The 18,061-nt window shown below is 62.3% G+C and carries 15 protein-coding genes; 11 read left to right on the forward strand and 4 right to left on the reverse strand.

Annotated elements, in window-relative coordinates; genetic code table 11:
- Positions 1-82 precede the first annotated feature (82 nt).
- The 5 genes from AC0Z9V_RS16455 to AC0Z9V_RS16475 all read left to right on the forward strand — a co-directional run bounded on the left by AC0Z9V_RS16455 (position 83) and on the right by AC0Z9V_RS16475 (position 7,636).
- On the forward strand, positions 83-2,935 hold the full coding sequence (locus AC0Z9V_RS16455; RefSeq protein ID WP_485142146.1) for a CIA30 family protein: 2,853 nt from the start codon (positions 83-85) through the stop codon (positions 2,933-2,935).
- A gap of 163 nt (positions 2,936-3,098) precedes the next feature.
- Positions 3,099-4,034, forward strand: coding sequence for an extracellular catalytic domain type 1 short-chain-length polyhydroxyalkanoate depolymerase (locus tag AC0Z9V_RS16460; RefSeq protein WP_485142162.1), 936 nt, complete (start codon positions 3,099-3,101; stop codon positions 4,032-4,034).
- A 117-nt stretch (positions 4,035-4,151) separates the two neighbouring features.
- Complete coding sequence (gene manA, locus AC0Z9V_RS16465) at positions 4,152-5,549, forward strand: mannose-6-phosphate isomerase, class I (RefSeq protein WP_485142147.1); 1,398 nt, start codon at positions 4,152-4,154, stop codon at positions 5,547-5,549.
- A 388-nt stretch (positions 5,550-5,937) separates the two neighbouring features.
- Positions 5,938-6,579 carry an HAD family hydrolase gene (locus AC0Z9V_RS16470; RefSeq protein WP_485142148.1) on the forward strand — a complete coding sequence of 214 codons (642 nt, stop codon included), beginning with the start codon at positions 5,938-5,940 and terminating at the stop codon, positions 6,577-6,579.
- A gap of 28 nt (positions 6,580-6,607) precedes the next feature.
- Positions 6,608-7,636 (forward strand): hydroxyacid dehydrogenase, encoded by a 1,029-nt coding sequence (locus AC0Z9V_RS16475; protein ID WP_485142149.1) that lies wholly within the window; start codon positions 6,608-6,610, stop codon positions 7,634-7,636.
- A 19-nt stretch (positions 7,637-7,655) separates the two neighbouring features.
- Here the strand turns inward: AC0Z9V_RS16475 and AC0Z9V_RS16480 are convergent, their stop codons facing one another.
- On the reverse strand, positions 7,656-8,657 hold the full coding sequence (locus tag AC0Z9V_RS16480; protein WP_485142150.1) for a sugar-binding transcriptional regulator: 1,002 nt from the start codon (positions 8,655-8,657) through the stop codon (positions 7,656-7,658).
- Positions 8,658-8,960: 303 nt separating this feature from the next.
- Here AC0Z9V_RS16480 and AC0Z9V_RS16485 point away from each other — a divergent pair, with 303 nt between their 5' ends.
- Genes AC0Z9V_RS16485 through AC0Z9V_RS16505 form a run of 5 tightly spaced genes read left to right on the forward strand, consistent with a single transcriptional unit; the run spans position 8,961 to position 13,801 of the window.
- Entirely contained in the window at positions 8,961-10,061 is a 1,101-nt protein-coding gene (locus AC0Z9V_RS16485) for a sugar ABC transporter substrate-binding protein (RefSeq protein WP_485142151.1), read from the forward strand.
- 48 nt (positions 10,062-10,109) lie between these two features.
- Positions 10,110-11,129, forward strand: a complete 1,020-nt coding sequence (locus AC0Z9V_RS16490) for an ABC transporter permease (RefSeq protein WP_485142152.1) — start codon at positions 10,110-10,112, stop codon at positions 11,127-11,129.
- Positions 11,129-12,115, forward strand: a complete 987-nt coding sequence (locus AC0Z9V_RS16495) for a sugar phosphate isomerase/epimerase family protein (RefSeq protein ID WP_485142153.1) — start codon at positions 11,129-11,131, stop codon at positions 12,113-12,115. Before AC0Z9V_RS16490 ends, AC0Z9V_RS16495 begins: the two co-directional genes overlap by 1 nt.
- Entirely contained in the window at positions 12,091-13,056 is a 966-nt protein-coding gene (locus tag AC0Z9V_RS16500; RefSeq protein ID WP_485142154.1) for a PfkB family carbohydrate kinase, read from the forward strand. Before AC0Z9V_RS16495 ends, AC0Z9V_RS16500 begins: the two co-directional genes overlap by 25 nt.
- On the forward strand, positions 13,049-13,801 hold the full coding sequence (locus AC0Z9V_RS16505) for an ATP-binding cassette domain-containing protein (RefSeq protein WP_485142155.1): 753 nt from the start codon (positions 13,049-13,051) through the stop codon (positions 13,799-13,801). The genes AC0Z9V_RS16500 and AC0Z9V_RS16505 overlap by 8 nt, the downstream gene beginning before the upstream one ends.
- A gap of 793 nt (positions 13,802-14,594) precedes the next feature.
- Here the strand turns inward: AC0Z9V_RS16505 and AC0Z9V_RS16510 are convergent.
- Positions 14,595-15,056 carry a BLUF domain-containing protein gene (locus tag AC0Z9V_RS16510; RefSeq protein ID WP_485142156.1) on the reverse strand — a complete coding sequence of 154 codons (462 nt, stop codon included), beginning with the start codon at positions 15,054-15,056 and terminating at the stop codon, positions 14,595-14,597.
- Positions 15,057-15,699: 643 nt separating this feature from the next.
- On the opposite strand from AC0Z9V_RS16510, the gene AC0Z9V_RS16515 reads away from it, so the two are divergent.
- On the forward strand, positions 15,700-16,053 hold the full coding sequence (locus AC0Z9V_RS16515) for a hypothetical protein (protein ID WP_485142163.1): 354 nt from the start codon (positions 15,700-15,702) through the stop codon (positions 16,051-16,053).
- Between the two features lie 219 nt (positions 16,054-16,272).
- Here the strand turns inward: AC0Z9V_RS16515 and AC0Z9V_RS16520 are convergent, their stop codons facing one another.
- Together AC0Z9V_RS16520 and AC0Z9V_RS16525 are read right to left on the reverse strand one after the other, a co-directional pair.
- Entirely contained in the window at positions 16,273-16,926 is a 654-nt protein-coding gene (locus tag AC0Z9V_RS16520; protein WP_485142157.1) for an N-acetyltransferase, read from the reverse strand.
- A gap of 274 nt (positions 16,927-17,200) precedes the next feature.
- Positions 17,201-17,695: a MarR family winged helix-turn-helix transcriptional regulator gene (locus tag AC0Z9V_RS16525; protein WP_485142158.1), complete on the reverse strand. Its 495-nt coding sequence runs from the start codon at positions 17,693-17,695 to the stop codon at positions 17,201-17,203.
- Positions 17,696-18,061: the final 366 nt, after the last annotated feature.

The following is an 18,061-nucleotide window of genomic DNA, read 5'->3' on the forward strand; positions in this document are numbered from 1 at the left end:
AGCCCTCGCAGCTGTCTTCGTAGCGTCATCCCTATCCGCTGTGCCGGCTAGTGCCGGTCCGGCCGATATCAAATGGAAGAGCTTGAACAAAGAGTTCGTCACCCGCGACGGGTCGGACCTGCTGCTGAAAAACAAGCCGTACCGCATGAGCGGAACGAACATCTACTGGATGGGGCTGGACGAGAACGTCGGGGGAGTGGACTACCCCACGTACTTCAGAATTAAGAACGCCCTCGACACGGCATCCGAGATGGGCGTGAACGTCGTCCGTTCACACATGATGACTTCCACCGGACAGAACGACGCCAATCCGCTGGCAATCATGCCGGCACTCGGTGAGTACAACGAGGAAGCGTTCAAGACCGTCGATTTCGCGATCGCGTACGCAGGTTCCTTAGGCATCAGGCTGATCCTCCCGCTCACCGACGAATGGTCTTACTACCACGGCGGACACCGGGACTTTACAACCCCTCTGGGCCTCCAGTCGTCCGACTTCTACACCGATCCGGGAGCTATCGCCGCTTACCAGGACTACGTGACCATGATCCTGGACCGAACCAACTCCCTGACCGGTGTTCCATACGTCGAGGACCCGACCATCCTGGCGTGGGAGCTCGGCAACGAGCTCGAAGGCATGACACTCGACTGGATCAACCAGCAGGTCGATCTCATCAACGAGGAAGCCCCCAATCAGCTCGTAGCCGCGGGGCGTCGATTCGATATCGACCCCGATACCCTCGTTGCTCCGGAGCTCGACATCGTCGACGTCCATTACTACCCGCCGACGGTCGACCGGGTTGCCGCGCACGCCGAGGCCGTCACCAACGCCGACAAGGTGTACATCGCTGGCGAGTACGGGTCCACCTCGGCCTCGGCTGAGCTTCTCGAAGCGGCCGCCGCCAATCCCGACGTGTCAGGCATGTTCTTCTGGTCGCTGTTCGGGCACAACGACACCGGCGGCTATGTGCCGCACGACGACGGCTTCACCCTCCACTACCCAGGAACCACGGAGAAGGAAATCGCCCAGGTACAAGCCATCAGGGACTACGGCACCGCCGTCGGAACCCGCCCGGGCTCGATCCAGCTCGACATCCCACTCATCACATCGATCGAGAACAAGAGCGGCATCAACCTCATCTCGTGGAGAGGTGTTGCCGGAGCCGGCACCTACATCGTCGAGCGCTCAACGGACGGAAAGACCTGGGCCACAATCACCGAGCAGCCAGTCAGCGCCCAGGAATCGCCGGTAACCGACACCGAATCGCCTGATAACGCTCAGTACCGCATTACGGCCATCAAACCCGACGGGACCGTAGGGAAACCTTCAGCTGTCGTCAATACCCTCACCGGCGACAACACGATCCAGGTGGATCCGCTCGAAAGCCTGTTCTTGACGTCCAGCCGCGAAAACGTAGTTCTTGAACCACGGGCCGACGGCGCAGTCGTTGTCGGTACGGGCTCCGGCACATCCAACATCGTGTGGGAACGCGACAACATCACCAGAGCCGAAATCACTGTGTCCAACGCAAAGGGCGTTGAGCTCCTTGCGACCACCGACGGGCAGACCTGGACACCGGTCAAAACGACAGTCGAGCGGAACAAGGGGCAAACAACACTCGTCGCTTCAGGTCTGACTGCCACTGCGGTGAAGGTGCAGTGGCCCTCCAGCGCAGCCATCGAGATTCGGGACGCAACCTTCTGGAACCAGGCACCCCGCCCGGCGCTCTACGACCCGCTGAACGACTGGTCACTGACGCAAAGCCATAACGGCAGCCTCGCCTTCGACACCGGGAATTCCGCGAACTTCTCGGGAGATACCTCGCGTGTGAAACGAGAGAGCGCGGATCCGGCTTCTGTCGTTTGGGCTGTAGACGACATGACTGGAGCGGACATCACAGCGTGGTACTGGCCAGACGAGCCCGCGCGTGACCTGGAAATCTCCGGCTCGAGTGATGGGCAGAACTGGGAAATCCTGCCGGTGCAGGTTGACCGAGGGACAGGAAACTGGAGGGAATACGTTTACTCTGTCCGAGGTGCTACGAACGTGAACTACCTCAAGGTGACCTGGCCTGCTGCAACAGGCAACGTCTGGACACCACAGCTCGGTGAAGTGTCCATTTACTCAGGTCAGAGCGGCGAACTGGCGCTGCCGGGCGCGTTCCAGGTCTCCAACCCCGCACCTAACGCGGGCAACGTCATCGACACCCCAACCTTCTCGTGGACACCCGCCTCAGATACCGCGTACTACGATTTCACGCTCTCAACGAACCCCGATCTGTCCGCTCCGCTGGTAACGGCCCGAACAATTCCGTCCACTTCGTTCACACCCGATCTGGACCTGACGGCAGCAACGACCTACTACTGGTCGGTGACCGCAGTCAACGGGAAGGGGCAGACGGTAGTCAGCCCACAAGCGGCGTCCTTCACCACCGCAGCTTTGCCGACGGCCCAGCTGACAATCGACGACTTCGAACAGTATGCAACTGACGCGGCAGTGGCTTCGGCATACATTCCGAACAGCGGAGGAGATCCCATCACCGCGGCGCTGACCACCAACCCCCAGACCGGTTCGAAGGCGTTGTCCGTCAACTACTCGGCCGGATCGGCCGGGTATGCCGGACTCATTCACAAACTCCCTGAGGCACAGAACTGGTGGGGATACTCAGGACTCGAAATGTGGGTGAAGCCCAACGCCACCAACAAGTTCACGGTGCAGTTCGTTGCCGGCGGCGCGTACTGGGAAACCACTGTCACGACGACAGGCACCGAATGGCAAAAGGTGACCATCCCGTTCACGGCTTTCGCCCCGCCGAGCTGGGCGCCCGAAGCAGACCTGAACGTCACGGCGGTGACCGAAGTTTCGGTCTACGTCAACGGCAGCGGCACAGGAAACCTCATCATCGATGATTTGCGCACCACCCTCTCCGCGCCCTGATGAACCCCGTTTGAAGGACGAATCCCGCTTCTACAGTCCCGGAAGCGGGATTCGTTTTAACCAGCCCTTATTCACATCTTCAGAGGAAGCACCTGTCTTCATGAAACGTCTTGCACAAGCGGGCCTCGCTGCAGCCCTACTCATCACGGCAACGACCCCGGCGATGGCACACGCAGCGCCCACGAATTCGTCCTCCACCCCGGATTCACCTCATCGGTCACCGGATGCCACATGCGCCCTGACCGAACCCGGACGGCATACGATCACCATTCAATCCGGCGGTAAAGCACGATCAGCCGTCGTCTTCATGCCGGAAACGGATCAGAAGCACACCAAGCTTCCCTTGGTTCTGGACCTTCACGGCAGCTCGAGTACATCCGAGGTGCAACTTCGCCGGTCACAACTCGAGCAGGTAGCAGCCAGGGAGAAGTTCGTTGTCGCCGCCCCGCAAGGCGCCATTCCCTCGTCTGGGAGCTACAGCTGGAACGTCCCGTACACCTCCACGGACCAGCCAGGCGCTCCCGATGACGTCGCCTTCCTCAAAGACCTCGTCACAGAACTCACATCGACCTGTGCCGATGACAAGAAGGTATACGGCACGGGTTACTCCGGAGGCGGGCGAATGCTGTCCCAGTTCGCATGCGAGCACCCAGACGTTCTGACAGCGATTGCACCTGTCGCCGGACTGCGAGCCGGCAGCTCGATGCCGGCACCTGAAGGCGGGTACGTCCCTGACCCAGCCACCTGCCAGCCCTCGGAACCCCTTCCCGTGATGACTTTCAGCGGCACCGCAGACCCCACCAACCCCTTCGAAGACGGAGGCTCCGCGTACTGGCGCTATGGCGCCCTGGACGCATCGGATCGGTGGGCTGAACTGAACCACTGCAAGAAGTCAGCTACCGAAGAGGTGACGAGCACTGTCTCCCTCGTTAGCTACACAGCATGCCGATCCCACGCCGAGGTCTTCCACTACGTGGTCGAGGGCGGCGGACACACCTGGCCAGGAGGTGACCCCGCCGAATTCAACGGATCAGGCCCAGTCACGCAAGACATCCAGGCAAGTGAACTCATGTGGGACTTCTTCCACAGCAGTCACTGACAGGACATCACCACTACTGGCCGGCGCTGACCAGCCCCCTAAGGGTCGCTGGTCAGAGCCGGCTTCCTACTGTCGGCGGAAACCGTCACGGGCGCTTCTCTTACCAAAGGATGACTGATGTATCTCCTCGATAACACGCTTCGTTCGTACGCCTGGGGTTCTCAGACGGCGATCGCCGAACTACTCGGCAGGGATCCCTCCGGCCAACCTGAAGCTGAGCTGTGGATCGGGGCGCATCCTGACTCGCCGTCGCAGGTATTGCAGGACGACGGCGGACGGTGCGGCCTTGACGAGCTCATCGCGAAGGATTCTCGGAAGCTTCTTGGCGATGCGGTGAACGCTCGCTTCGGTGGGCTCCTTCCCTTCCTCATGAAGGTACTCGCCGCCGAATCGGCGCTCTCCTTACAGGTCCATCCGAGCCTCGAGCAGGCCGCTGCCGGCTTCGACGTCGAGGAAGCTGCGGGGGTACCGCAGGGCGCACCACACCGCAACTACCGGGACCGGAACCACAAGCCAGAGATGATCTTAGCGCTGACCCCTTTCGAGGCGTTGTGCGGCTTCCGCCCCCTCGCCGAGGCCGTCAGCATCTTCACAGTCCTCGCGTCCGCCGTCGAACACGGGTCCCCGGCCCACGAAGTTTTCGATACCGTGGCCATGCATCTCGCTACAGGGAGCGAGGGCTCGCTCCGCACTGCTTTCACCCTGTTGCTCAACACGCCCCCGGAGATCGTTACGGACGTGGAGACCGCTGTACGTAGCCGCATCGGAGCAACACCCGAAGCAGGATGGTCGGAGGGCTCGATCAGCCGCGACGCCACGACGATCGTAGAGCTCGCGGCACAGTACCCAGGAGACCCGGGGGTTCTCGTAGCCTTGCTGCTGAACCGCGTTTCGCTACGCCCAGGGGAAGCCATCTACCTTCCTGCTGGCAATATCCACGCCTACCTACGAGGTCTGGGCATTGAGGTAATGGCATCGTCGGACAACGTCCTCCGCGGCGGCCTTACGCCGAAACATGTAGATTCCGCCGAACTGCTCTCTACCGTCGTATTCGAGCCACTGGCCCCGCCGTCGCTCATGCCTGAATACACGCTGCTAGACCAAGAGCTGTTCCGCCCGCCCTTCGAAGAGTTCCAGCTCCAGCGAATCCTTCTGTCCGATGAGGCCGCTAGTCGTGCTGGTCGGTCCGCGGAGAGCACTGAAGCCGGCCAGAGCGGCAATGCCGTCGTAGAGGGTGGGAATGTCGTCCTCGAACAGGTGCCGATTGTTCAAAACGGGCCTGTTATCGTCCTTGCCGTAAGCGGACCGATCGTGCTCGACACCCCGAACGCGACCCTCTCCGTTCCCCAAGGCCGTAGCGCGTTTGTACCAGCATCGGAGGCACCACTTCTTGTCCGTCGGATTTCCGGCGGACAAGGAGCCACAAACGGGCCTGTGCTGGCGTTCGCTGTTACGGCCAGTGGCGGATCGCTGAACTCGGAGCAGCCCGAAGTTTCGCTCGTTGAAAGGCGATAGAACGGGCGAGGCAGAACCGCCGATAACCTACCTTCCGTCAGGTAGAACGATCCGCTGAAGCTGGTCGATCCTGCACTGCAGCTGTCGCGGCTGACGATCTCACCGCAGCCGTCGATTGCGTCAGATAAGTTCAGCGTTCGGGGATGAGAGTGGCCAGCGGGTGTGCCATGCCAGAACGCAAGCAGTACCTCCGCCTGCTCACGAAGTGGTGCTGAAGACCGTCGGGCGCCCCTTCCGCCAATCGCCGATAAGCGGTGTTATGGGGAGAACCCCAAGGAATCTGCCCTGCTGTTCGGCTTACCCATGCCGGAAGGGGAAGAGATATGCCTAAGGTGACGGATGGACAAGGGCACTCAACTTCTGAGCCCTGACAACGCGGAAGGAACCCATGCCCGACGACGAGACTGATCCGACGGTCCTCACCGAGCGGCTCATGCAGGAGGCAGCGGGAGCGCGCGTCATCTGGGACTTCGATGGGGTGGTTGGCCATACGGAGCCGTTGCACGAAGCCAGCTACCGGGAGCTGGGCCAGCGGCGGGGACATATCTTCGTGGTCGATTTCTTCGATGCCCTGGTTGGGCACACAGAGCAGTGGATCTGGGAACGATTGATCGCCGAAGGGTTTCCGGCCGCGTCGGATGAGATAGCGGCTCTGCACCGGGAACGAGGTGAGGTCGTCGCGCAACTGGCTCTGGGCAACCTTCAACCCTCGTGGCTCGCCGCCACGCTGATGCCGGCGCTTGCTTCCGTCGCATCCGAGCAGGTCGTCGTCTCCAACGGGGATCCCGACCTCATAGCAGCCCTGCTCATCACCTGGAACCTCGGCCCCTTCGTGGAGGTCGCACGGAGAAAGCCGGGCCGTGACAAGGAAACGATCTTCCGAGATCTGTGTGTGCCTCCCTGTGTCGTTCTGGAAGACAGCGACGCCTACTTGGCCCTCGGCAGGGACCTGGGGGCTTTCACCGTCAGCGTGCGGCATTCCCACAACGCTCGTGCCGCACTCGAGGCGGACCTCAGAACACACCTCTGAAATCACACCAACCAGATCGAGGACCATGATGACCACTCTGCCCACCAAGCCCGTGGTGCTGCTCCGGCCTGCACCCCAGAAGCGCGACCGCATCTTCACTCCCGCGGCGTTGAACGCGCTCCATGACGTTTTCACTGTCATCGACCTGGAGGACGCCCCAAATGATGAAGTCTTCGACGAGCACCTCCCAGAGGCTTTCGCGATCATCGGGCAGCCCGACCTCGACGCAGCACGGCTGGCCCGGGCGGGCCGTTTGAAAGCGCTCATCAACGTGGAAGGGAACTTCTTCCCCAATGTCGATTACGCCGCCGCTTTCTCCCGAGGCATCCGGGTGCTCGGGTGCGGATCGGCCTACTCCCAGGCGGTAGCCGAATACTCACTAGGACTCGCTATCGACCTCGCCCGGGGTATCAGCGATCAGGACGGCGCCATGCGCACAGGGTCTGAGAAGTATGTGAGCGAATCGAACACCGGTGCGGTCCTCCTGCACCGGGCAACGGTCGGGATCCTCGGGTACGGGAACCTGGGACGAAGCCTGCACCGTCTTCTGCAGCCTTTTCACAACACCGTCCGCATCTATGATCCGTGGCTACCGGCCGCGGTCATCGAGGACACCGGAGGAATCGCCTCGAGCCTGGAAGAAACGCTGTCCGCGAGCCAGTTCGTCTATGTCTTCGCGACGGCTACTGCGGACAGCGCCCACCTCCTCGATGGCCCGGCCCTGGATCTGCTCCCCCCGGGTGCACGGCTGATTCTGGTGAGCCGGGCGGCGGTCGTTGATTATGATGCGCTGCTCGAGCGGCTCACCGCAGGCCGATTCCTCGCAGCCATCGACGTCTGGCCGGTAGAACCAGTACCCGCGGACAGCCCCTTCCGGCGTCTCGAGAACACGGTCCTGTCTCCGCATCGTGCCGGGGGTATTACCCAGGCCTTCGAATCGATCGGGGACATGGTCGTCGATGACCTGAGGCTCATGGCACGGGGTCTCGCACCGGTGCGCCTGCAGGCCGCGGCACCGGAACTGGTGGGCCGGTACCGCAACAAACCGGTCACCTAACTAGGCCGACACGCTCTGTCTATCTCTTGGGACGCAGGCGCGGGGGCTCGAGGAGTTGGCGGGCGACCTCGGAGTCGGTGATGAGGACGTTCACCCAGCCGCCGTTGATCGCTCCACGGATGGCGTCCAGTTTCCGCATTCCACCGGCGACTCCGATCCGGCGGGGTATGCGGAGCATCGCCTCGGAGCTGATGGACACCATCCGCTCTTCGATCGCTGAGTTCATGGGTGCTCCGTCGATGTCGAAGTAACGCAGGCAGATCTCTCCGACCGCCCCGGAATCCAGGAGCGCTTTCTCCTCGGTGGTGGTCAGGGCATTGCCGCTGGCCTGCCATAACGGTGAAGCGGGGAACGTGCCGATCCCGACAAGTGAGGTATTGACCCGGTCCCAAGCTTCCGCGGTGCTGGCAACAGCGGGATCAGCAAGGAATGCCTGACGGATCTCGTGGTTCGCGACCAAACCTGGGGCGGCCATGTAGAACGGCTTGGCGGACGTCAGCTCGGCAAGATGCGACACCAGGCGCGTCGCCTGGATCTGCGCCTGCGGGCTACCTACCCCTCCGATCATCTGGATCACTTCGCTGAGGACCTTGCGGGGCCGGGACCTCATCGCCTCCACGGTCTGCAGCAGCGTCGTACTCCAGTTGGAGATGCCAACGACGTCGTCGACCTCAATTGTCGTTTCCAGGTAGGTGGCCGCGCAGGACCCCAACCGCATCCCCAGGGAGGCGTCGTCCACCATGTCCGCGACGACAACCTCCTGCAACCCATACTTCTCCTCCAGAGCCTTCTCCAGACCGACGTAAATGCCTGGCGGCTGCACCACGGACGTGCGAACGATGCCAAGATCCGTGGCGAGCTTCAGGCAGCGCGACACCCTGGCCTGGGAAAGGTTCAATCGGCTCGAAATGTCGGACTGCGCAAGCCCCTCCTCGTGATACAGAACTGCGATCTTCGTCAGTAGACGCAACTGGTCCGGGCTCGCCGTCAAGAGTGACACGGGGTCGTTTGGAGGTGTCATACAGCGGTTCCTTCCGAAGGCTCGGCACTTTCGATGAATATATATGCAAGCTCGATTCTGCCCGGTCACACGGACGAGAAGTGATGTTCTGCGCGGTGGCGGGGTGTTGCCTAAATCACTTGTCCCATAGCTCTCAGGAGCCCCCTGAATGGATATTCAGGCACGACTAATCGTTACAGGAGATCGTCCTTCAGCCCTTTTCTTGGCTCTACAGGCTCCTAGACTCCAACCATTAGATCAACTTCAGCGCCGAAGTTCCGGAAGGAATTTTCTCGACTGATCAACCCGTCCCAGGGAGAGAAAATGAAGTCAACGAAGACAGCATCACCTGCACCGAAGCTCGCCGGGGTCCTCTCGATCCTCGCGATCTCGTTCGTCCTATCGGGCTGCGGAGCGGCCGCTCCCGCCACCTCCGGAGGGGGCTCCAGCGCAGGGGCAGCCGAGGGAACATCCTGCTCCGTCGATGGCGAGCCGTTCAGCACCGACGACGCCGAGGACAGCGTCGAGTACACAGAGCTCGAAAGCACGCTCGGAGCTGTTCCTGAGGCCCCCGAGGGAACGCAGATCGGTTCCATCATGAAGTTCCTCGGTAACCAGTACTGGGTCGCCCTGTCCGAGGGCCAGACCGCAGCGGCCGAGCAGTACGGGGTGGGCGTCGAGGTTCAGGCCGCAGCGACCGAATCCGACCAGGTCGGGCAGCTGAACTCCGCGGAGACCATGCTGCAGAAGAAGTACACGATGCTGGTCTCCCCGCAGACGGACACCAATCTCTGCCCGGCCGTCGAAAAGGCCGAGCAGCAGGACCTCCTCGTCGTGAACGTCAACGACGCCGTCCTTCCCGGAGCCAAGCAGTGGGTCGGCCCGAACCAGCGCCAGAACGGCGTGAACGCCGCGGAATTCGTCCTCGAGTCCGCGGAAGAAGGCGCACAGGTCGCAGTCATCGAAGGCCAGGCCGGCGTGTACGCCGCCAAGCAGCGCACCGACGGTTTCACCACGACCGCCGAAGAGGGCGGCCTCGAGGTCGTCGCCAGCGTCCCCGGCGACTGGGACATCGCAAAGGCACGCGACGCCGCCACCACGATCATCAGCCAGTACCCCGACCTGAAGGCCATCTACGCCAACAATGACGGCATGGCTCTCGGCGTCGCCGAGGCCGTCAACGCCGCCGGCAAGAAGGGCGAGATCATGGTCATCGGTACCGATGGCGTTGAAGCCGCCTACGACGCGATCCGCGCGGGCGACCTGACCGCGACCGTCGACTCCTACCCGTACCTCACGGGCCAGGTCTCCGTGAACGTGGCCCTGCGCATCCTCGGCGGACAGGACGTCCCCCGCGCCGTCTACACACCTCAGGCACTCATCACCACCGAGAACGTCGACGACGCACCCCCCACCCTCGACTGACCTGCCCATCGCAGACCCTGCCAACTCTCCAGCAGAAAGTTCCTTGGCATGACTATCCCCATCAAAGAACCAACGCCTGCAGTGCAGGCAAGCCGCGGCGCAGCGGCACCGGCGAAACGAGCCTCCCGGCTCCCTGACTTCGCCAACAACCGGATCCTTGGCGTTATCTTCGCCCTGATCGTCACCTTCGCCGTGTTCACGGCCCTCGTGCCGTCCTTTCTCAGCATCTCCAACCTCCTCGAGATGGGCGTGCAGTCCGCGATCATCGCGATCATCGCCCTCGGCATGACGCTGGTGATTGTCACCGGCGGCATTGACCTCTCCGTCGGCTCCATCGTCGGCCTCGTCAGTGTCGTCTGCGCCGCGAACCTCGAGACGTGGGGTGCCATTCCGACGATCATCGCCGGCATCCTGCTCGGCGCCGTTCTCGGGTTCGTCAATGGCAGCCTCTCGGCCGTGTTCTCCCTCGAGTCCTTCGTGGTCACCCTGGCGACCCTCAACGTGTACCGCGGACTGGCGTTCCTCTATACGGACGGGCTGCCGATCTTCGGCCTCGACCAGGGCTTCCGGAACATCCTCAGCGGAACGATCGGCACCATTCCCATCCCGATCATCCTGCTGGTGGCCATCACGGTCATCTGCTACCTGATCCTCAACCGCTCCAAGCTCGGCGTGCACCTCAAGGCTGTCGGCACCAACGCCGACGCGTCACTGAAGAGCGGCATTGCCGTCAAGCGCACCAAGGTCTCCGCGTTCGTCATCGCTGGCGGCCTGGCGGGATTCGCTGCGGTCTTGTTGATCAGCCGCATCGGCGCCGCCGAACCTATCTCCGGCACCGGTTATGAGCTCACGGTCATCGCCGCCGTCGTCGTCGGTGGCACCAGCCTCATGGGCGGCCGCGCCTCGATCGTCGGCACGGTCCTCGGAGCCCTGCTCCTCGGGTCCATCCGGACCGGGCTCACGCTGCTCAACGTCAACCCGTTTTACCAGCTCCTCATCACCGGCCTCATCATCCTCCTCGCGGTCCTCGTCGACCGTGCTGCATCCCGATCGAAAGCGAAGCGCTAATGTCCTCCGTCAAGTACTCCACCCGCGTCAACTCCTTCGCCCTGGGCAAGGGCAAGAAGCTGCCTACAGGCGACGAGCCGATCCTGGAGCTCATCGCCCTGGCCGGTACCGTTCCCGGCCTGACCTCGCTCGAGCTGAACTACCCCGAGCACTTCAAGCACGATTCCGTCGAGGACATCAAGAACGCCGTCGAGAAGGCCGGCCTGGACGTCCCCGCCCTCCAGCTGCGCTGGCCCTCACCGCGTTTCTCGAACGGCGCCTTCACCAACGCGGACGCCGAGATCCGCGCCGAAGCCGTGCAGATGGTCATCGAAGCAATCGACCTGTGCTCGGCCTTCGGCGCCGACCACGTGCTGCTCTGGCCCGCGCACGACGGCTACGAATACCCGCTGCAGATGGATTACACCAAGTCCTGGGCCTGGATGGTCGAAAGCCTCCAAGCCGTTGCCGACCACAACCCGGCGATCCGGGTCTCCATCGAGTACAAGCCGGCCGACCCGCGGGGACGCACCATCCTCAACACGACCGGTGCGGTCATGAACCTTGTCAACGACACCGACCGACCGAACGTCGGCGTGACCCTGGACTTCGGGCACCTGCTGATGGCACGGGAGAATCCGGCGCAGTCAGCCGCAATGTGCCTGCAGTCCGGCAAGCTCTTCGGGCTGCAGCTCAACGATTCCCACGGTGTGGCGGACGACGGGCTCATGGTGGGCAGCATCCACCTCTCCGAGACCATCGAGCTCGCCTACTACCTCATCCGCGAGGGCTACGCCGGTACGTACTACTTCGATACCGACCCGGTGCGCGAGAATCCTGTCGAGGAGTGCGCCATGAATATCGTGCGCATGGGTGCCATCATCGAGATGGCCCGCACCCTCGTCAGGGACCACCCGGACCTGCCGACAGGACATGCCTTGGATTCCGCTCCCATCCTGTGGGAGACAGTCATGGGGGAGAAGTGGAAAACCACCGTATCTGTGTAGCCGGCTCCATCAACGTGGACCTGGTCGCATACTTGGGCGATGCCCAGGATGCGACCAGGTACGCCGACGGTCTCGGTTTCCAGATGTCCGCGGGAGGCAAAAGCCTCAACACGGCCATGACCATCGCCGCCCTTGCCCCCGTCCAGCTCCTGGGCAGGGTAGGGGAGGACGACTTCGGCGCCTTCATCGCCCGGACCCTCACCAGTGCCGGAATCGACGTCAGCTCCCTGGTCTTCGATCCGGAAGCCGGTACCGGCATCGGACACGTCAGGGTCAGTGCAGCAGGGGAGTACGACACCGTCGTCATCCCGGGTGCGAATGGCAACTTCACCCCCGGGGACGTCGATCGTTTTCTCGAGAACACGACTGCTCCGGACTACGCCGTGCTCAACCTCGAAGTTCCCCTCGCCACGACGCGTCACGCGGCGCAACGGTTCCGGGCTCTCGGCACCATCGTCGTACTGAACCTCTCCCCGATTCAGGACGGCGCGCGGGATCTCCTGCCACTTGTGGACGTTGCCGTCCTCAACCGGGAGGAAGCCCAGCTCGTCCTCAACCAGCCGGGCGAGAACGACCCGGACCAGCTTCTCAAAGGATTGCAGGACGCCGGATCCGTCGCCGCTGTGCTCACCCTGGGATCGGACGGGGCTGCCTACATCGACGGTGTGGGCGGCACCGGGCGAATCCAGGGAACGCCTGCAACGGTCGTCAACACCATCGGCGCGGGAGACACGTTCCTCGGCGCATTCGTCGCCGGCCTCGCATCCGGGCGCGACTTCGCGGAAGCCCTGGCCTACGCCGACGCGGCAGGGCGAATCGTCTGCAGCAAGTCCTCCTCCTACCTGGCCGGTACGGACCGCCAGGAACTGGAGCACCTCACACTAACCTCGGAGCACCTCACCGCTCCTAACCTGAAAGCATCGGAACCAACTCATGGCTGAGAACATGATCGAACTCATCGACGTTCAAAAATACTTTGGCGGTGTCCACGCCCTCCGCGGGGTCTCCATGCAGGTCCCCGCCGGGCAGGTCACCGCAATCATCGGTGACAACGGTGCTGGCAAGAGCACACTCATCAAGTGCCTCTCCGGCATCCACCAGCCCACCACCGGCCAAATCCTCGTCGACGGGGAACCAGCTGACATCTCCTCGCCGCAGGCATCACGCGACCTCGGCATCGAGACGGTCTACCAGGACCTCGCGGTCATCGACACCCTCAACGTCATGCAAAACCTCTACCTCTCACGCGAAATCCGGACGGGAATCTGGCCTTTCCGCCTCCTCAACCAGAAGAAAATGAAGGCCGGGGCGAAGGAAATGCTGGCCCGCATCGGCAACACCACCCTCTCCCTCACCCAGGAAATCGGCGGCATGTCAGGTGGGCAGCGGCAGGCCGTCGCCATCTGCCGGGCAGTCGCCTGGGGAGCCAAAACGGTGATCTTCGACGAACCCACCGCAGCCCTTGGCCCGAACGAAAGTGCTGAAGTTCACCGGCTCATCACCCAGCTCCGCGAGCAAGGCATCACCGTCATCCTCATCAGCCACAACTTCGAGGAAGTCATGGGCCTCGCAGACGTCATCTGGGTGATGCGCCAAGGACGAGCCATTGCCAGCCGTAAGGCCTCCGAGACAAACGGCCGCGAGCTCGTCACGCTCCTCACCGGAGCAGACATCTCCGCCGCATAACTCACGAACCCCACCGGTGGATCGCTTCAATCGACGACGCGTTGAAGCGATCCACTGATCTAACCAGGCAGACTTGCTGAGAAAGTGTCCAGGCTAGGCAGACGCTGGATCGCCGATAACCATCGTTATGTCGCAGGTGGCGAGGATCGACCCCTCAACTTCAGGCGTGGCTAACCTGCTGCGAAGGGTGGTGCTCTAAGCGGTTAGAGAGTCAGGGTGCGGGGCGGGCGGTAGCGGAAGTCCTTATCGGCGTTGGTGATAGGACGCGGGATTCGTGCTGGTGTGCCTGCGGCCCCTTGCTCGTAGCGTCGCTAAGGTCTGTCGGCGACGCCTCGTAGCCAGCTGCAGGACACCTGCTTCTATCCGAGTACAAGCTGCCAGCGGTAAGTACAGGTACACAGAAGGACAAATCTGCTGCGGAGCTGTCTTCGCATTTCGCGACTAGCTGCAGTGCGTTCAATGAGATGAATTGATGCCGCATCTCACGTCGGACCTTTTTGGGAGACGACGCCCCCGCTTTCATGACCCTGACGATGCTGGTGCAGGAAGCTCGACACCGCGCGCAGCGCGTCGTGAACACGGCGATGACTGACCGGTCCTGGAGCAGTGGGCGGTCCGTTCTGGACAGGCAGGCCGACGAACCCTGGGGAATTGACGGTGAGGTTGAAGGCGTCAACGCCGAGACGACTCTAACCATCGACAGTAGCCGCGAAGCCCTGGCGGTTCTCGGCGAGAGACCGGCGCGGCTCCTTCTGCGTAAATTTCAGGAGCACTTTTACAGGTGCGGGCAGGACTATCGAAGAGGGACGGCCCGTTCCTGGAACCAGCGGATCAGTGCGCGAACAATCTGAATCGTGTCGTCGAGGTCCTCTTCGCGACGGCTGACTTCGGTGATGTCCTCAAAGGACTTTTCATAGCCGGGAATGTCATGCCCGGCACTCGTGGTGATGGCTTCGTAGGCCATAGTCCAGTCAGGGAACTGGCGGTGTTGGGTCCGGTCCTCGACGAGGACCTGTACATCCATGTGGCGGGTGTCCGTCTTAATGGCGAGGAAGCGGTCGCGTACACCTGCTTCGGGGCCCTCGAGCACCTGAAGGAAACGGCCGCCCCGATACAACAGCATCCCTGTCACCTCGGCGCGGGCATTATTTCGCCGGCTGATGGCCAGCAGGGCCGAGAGGTCCGCATCATTTAGAGGACGCGTTGCGGTGCTCGAATACACGATCGACAACGTCTGATCCCTTGAGGTGGCCATGGCGTGAGCCTACCCGACACACATCCCCGCACTTCCCTTCGTCCCCGTGGTCTTGGTTTAGGGAAGCCATCTTGAGGTAAGGAGTCGGCGGCGCCCTAGAAGCCTGGGTCTCAACAGGATTTCGGGCGCCGCCGCCCCTACCAGCAGTCGCTTCCGTGCTGGGGGACGGGAAGCTACCAGCATCGTCGCTTCCGGTCTCAAGAGAAGGACGCTGCCAGGGGTGTCAACCAACCACATCGCGAGAACGGGCAGGGCTGTCCACCCCTGAGCCAACGCTACGAGCTCCACCCTTCTCGAGCACGAGTGCCACCCACCCGAGTTAGCAGCTCGAATACTCGAAAGACGGGCGACGACTACCGGCAGTATCATCCGTGGATTCGACTGAAGATTGAGCGAGTCTTACTGTCTGCAGTCACGGGAAAACTTCGACCGGCGCTCATGGCTCACATTGTAGGTTTTGGCACAATTACCGATACGACGCGCTATGACAGCACTTTCCTGACCTTCGAAGCCGACTCGATGGGCACCATCTTGTCGCTACCCGGCAAGCAGCGCGAACGCGTCTTCGGCACCGCTCGACTGATGGCCACGTGCCTGAGGAACGAGAAGATCGCCGCGTGGGTCAGCCCCCGCATGGGAAGCACTGCGCACGAACGCGACGACAGAACTCGCGAACTGGTGGAACAGCTACGCCAATTCCACCATGGCCGTCCTCTCCTCCGGCAGCGGCCCCTTCCACCGCGGCACATCGATGGAATACATACTGGCGAACAAGCCCTTCACCTTTCCTTTCAGCACCCGAAGCCCTTCACGCGAGCTGACCCATGGGAGTTTGATTCGCGGGTACCTATTTGTTGACGTATCGATCGGTGACGCGAGTTTGTCGGAGGGGGCGGGGTTAGGCGGAGGGGCTGCCTCGGCTGGCCGTCTGCTTGACCAGTCGGGGCAGCCCCTGTCAAGTGGATCACGCAGCAACCGCAGGACGTCAGTTGGATGAGCTACTGGGCGGGCACTCGACAAAGACGGTCAACAGTCGGACTAACTAGGCCCTACAGACGGTGAAGCTGTCTGCTACGGGCCGACCTGTGGAATTGCGTGCGTGCAGGTTGTGGTGCGGGCTGCTCAGTTGCTTCGTGGCCGGTGCGGCTCCTGTTGTACCGCCACACCAGGCACGCCCGTCATTCAGCTGACAGTTCAGGAGAGCGGGCCCCCAGCTCTAGGACACGTGCATCAGTTGCCGGTACTGCGCGTTCTCCCGCAGGAAACCTTGCACTACGGGACAATACGGGATGGCTGCGAGCCGGCGCTTGTGGGCTACGAGGATCACGTTACGCGTCAGTATGCCCTCGATGCCCATGCTCTCGAAGTCTTCAGTGATGACGGTGCGGTGCAACCGCAGGGCTCCGGCCCGCATCGTGTAGCTGACATAGCCGGCGAGGGACCCGTTGCGGAACAGCTCGAAGCGGCGGCTCAGAGCGTTGTCGCGGAACTTCTCCCGCACCATCGATGGTGAAGCCTGCGCACGCTTGGCTGTCCGGCGCTCGAGCTCAGCTGTTACCCGCTCATAGTCATCGCATGCGCCATAGGGCGGGAAGTCCGAGTCGATGACCTTGTATAGGGCATTGCTCCACCGACGAAGATCCCGGTTAGTTTCCTCACTGAGATCAAACGGAACCTCCATCGCATCGTTGCATCCAAGTGCAACCTGCTGCACCTGCTCCAGCCCGCCAGAAGGCAGACCGATGAGATCAGTAGAGGTAACGGCGTGAAGGACATGCTCCACAGGTTCAGAAACGGAGCCTTCGGACATGGAGCGGACAACCAGGGGGATGCTTGTGCGAGGGGAGGGTGCCAAGGGAGAGATAGACATGAGCCGAACCTTTGAACCTCTTCAAGATCACCTGAAGATCATGATGGCCGCTTTCTTGACCTGAGCTGAGCCTACGCAGTTACCTAGAAGAATGTAAAGCTAGACAATCTAGCGATATGCGACCTGACCAGTTGGAGTCTTCCTCTGGCCCATCAACAGGTCCTGACTGCTCAGAGTGCCGGTTGCCGGAGCGGCAAGTCGACGAGGAGCTAGGACAGGCATCTGGGCCAACGTCATTCAACCGGTACATTCTTGGCACGAGGAGTTTGTGGGCTCAGGCGAGCCGCTGGCGGACGTCATCGAGGACGGCGGCGAAGTACTGCTCGATGATCGCTACGTCCGCGCAAGCAAGGCCCGCTGCTACGTCGAGGAAGCTCGCTCGCAGCAGCGAGGCCGGGTACTGCTCGGTCCATTCCTGCATGGAAGATGACGGCTTGAGCAGTATGGCTCTACGGTCGGTGCTACTCGGCCGCCGTGTCACGTATCCATCGGCTTCAAGCCGATCCAGGACCAAGGTCGTCGTCGCCGAGGACAGCCCGAGGTGAGCGGCGATGTCTTTCGGACTCACCTCCTTGCCCTCGCCCCATTCCTGGGACAGGTAACCCAGCGCCGCCATGTCCTTGTCGTTGAGATTCCGCGTATCTCTCTGCTCCCGGTACGCCTTGTTGGTGAGCTGGCGCATCTCCCGAAGCTTCGCGACCATGCCGTCAACGTGGCGTAGCTGCTCCTGCGAAGGCGTGTTGTCCGATTGCGTCTGGGTGTCTGTCATGGTGTCCTGCCCCTATGAATGCATGGGGGACCCAGATGTTGCGCCCCCGCATCATGCCTCTACCGTTGCAGATCACGACCTGCTGTGTCACAAATTTGATAGCTAGATTATCTAGCTTGTCCGTTTCTGACCTTTGATGTAGCGTATGGAACGAGTCATCAACGGTTATGCGGGGGCGCGTACCGAAGCAGCAGCACGTGTTCCCCCGCACCGTCAGCTACTTCTTCTGTGCGCCCGCTTACCGCGGGTGATCTGGGGGGGGGGGGGGGGGGGGGGGGGGGGGGGGGGGGGGGGGGGGGGGGGGGGGGGGGGGGGGGGGGGGGGGGGGGGGGGGGGGCGGGGGGGGCGGGCGCCGCGCGGGGCCCG

This window comes from Arthrobacter sp. UYP4 (genome assembly GCF_057291175.1).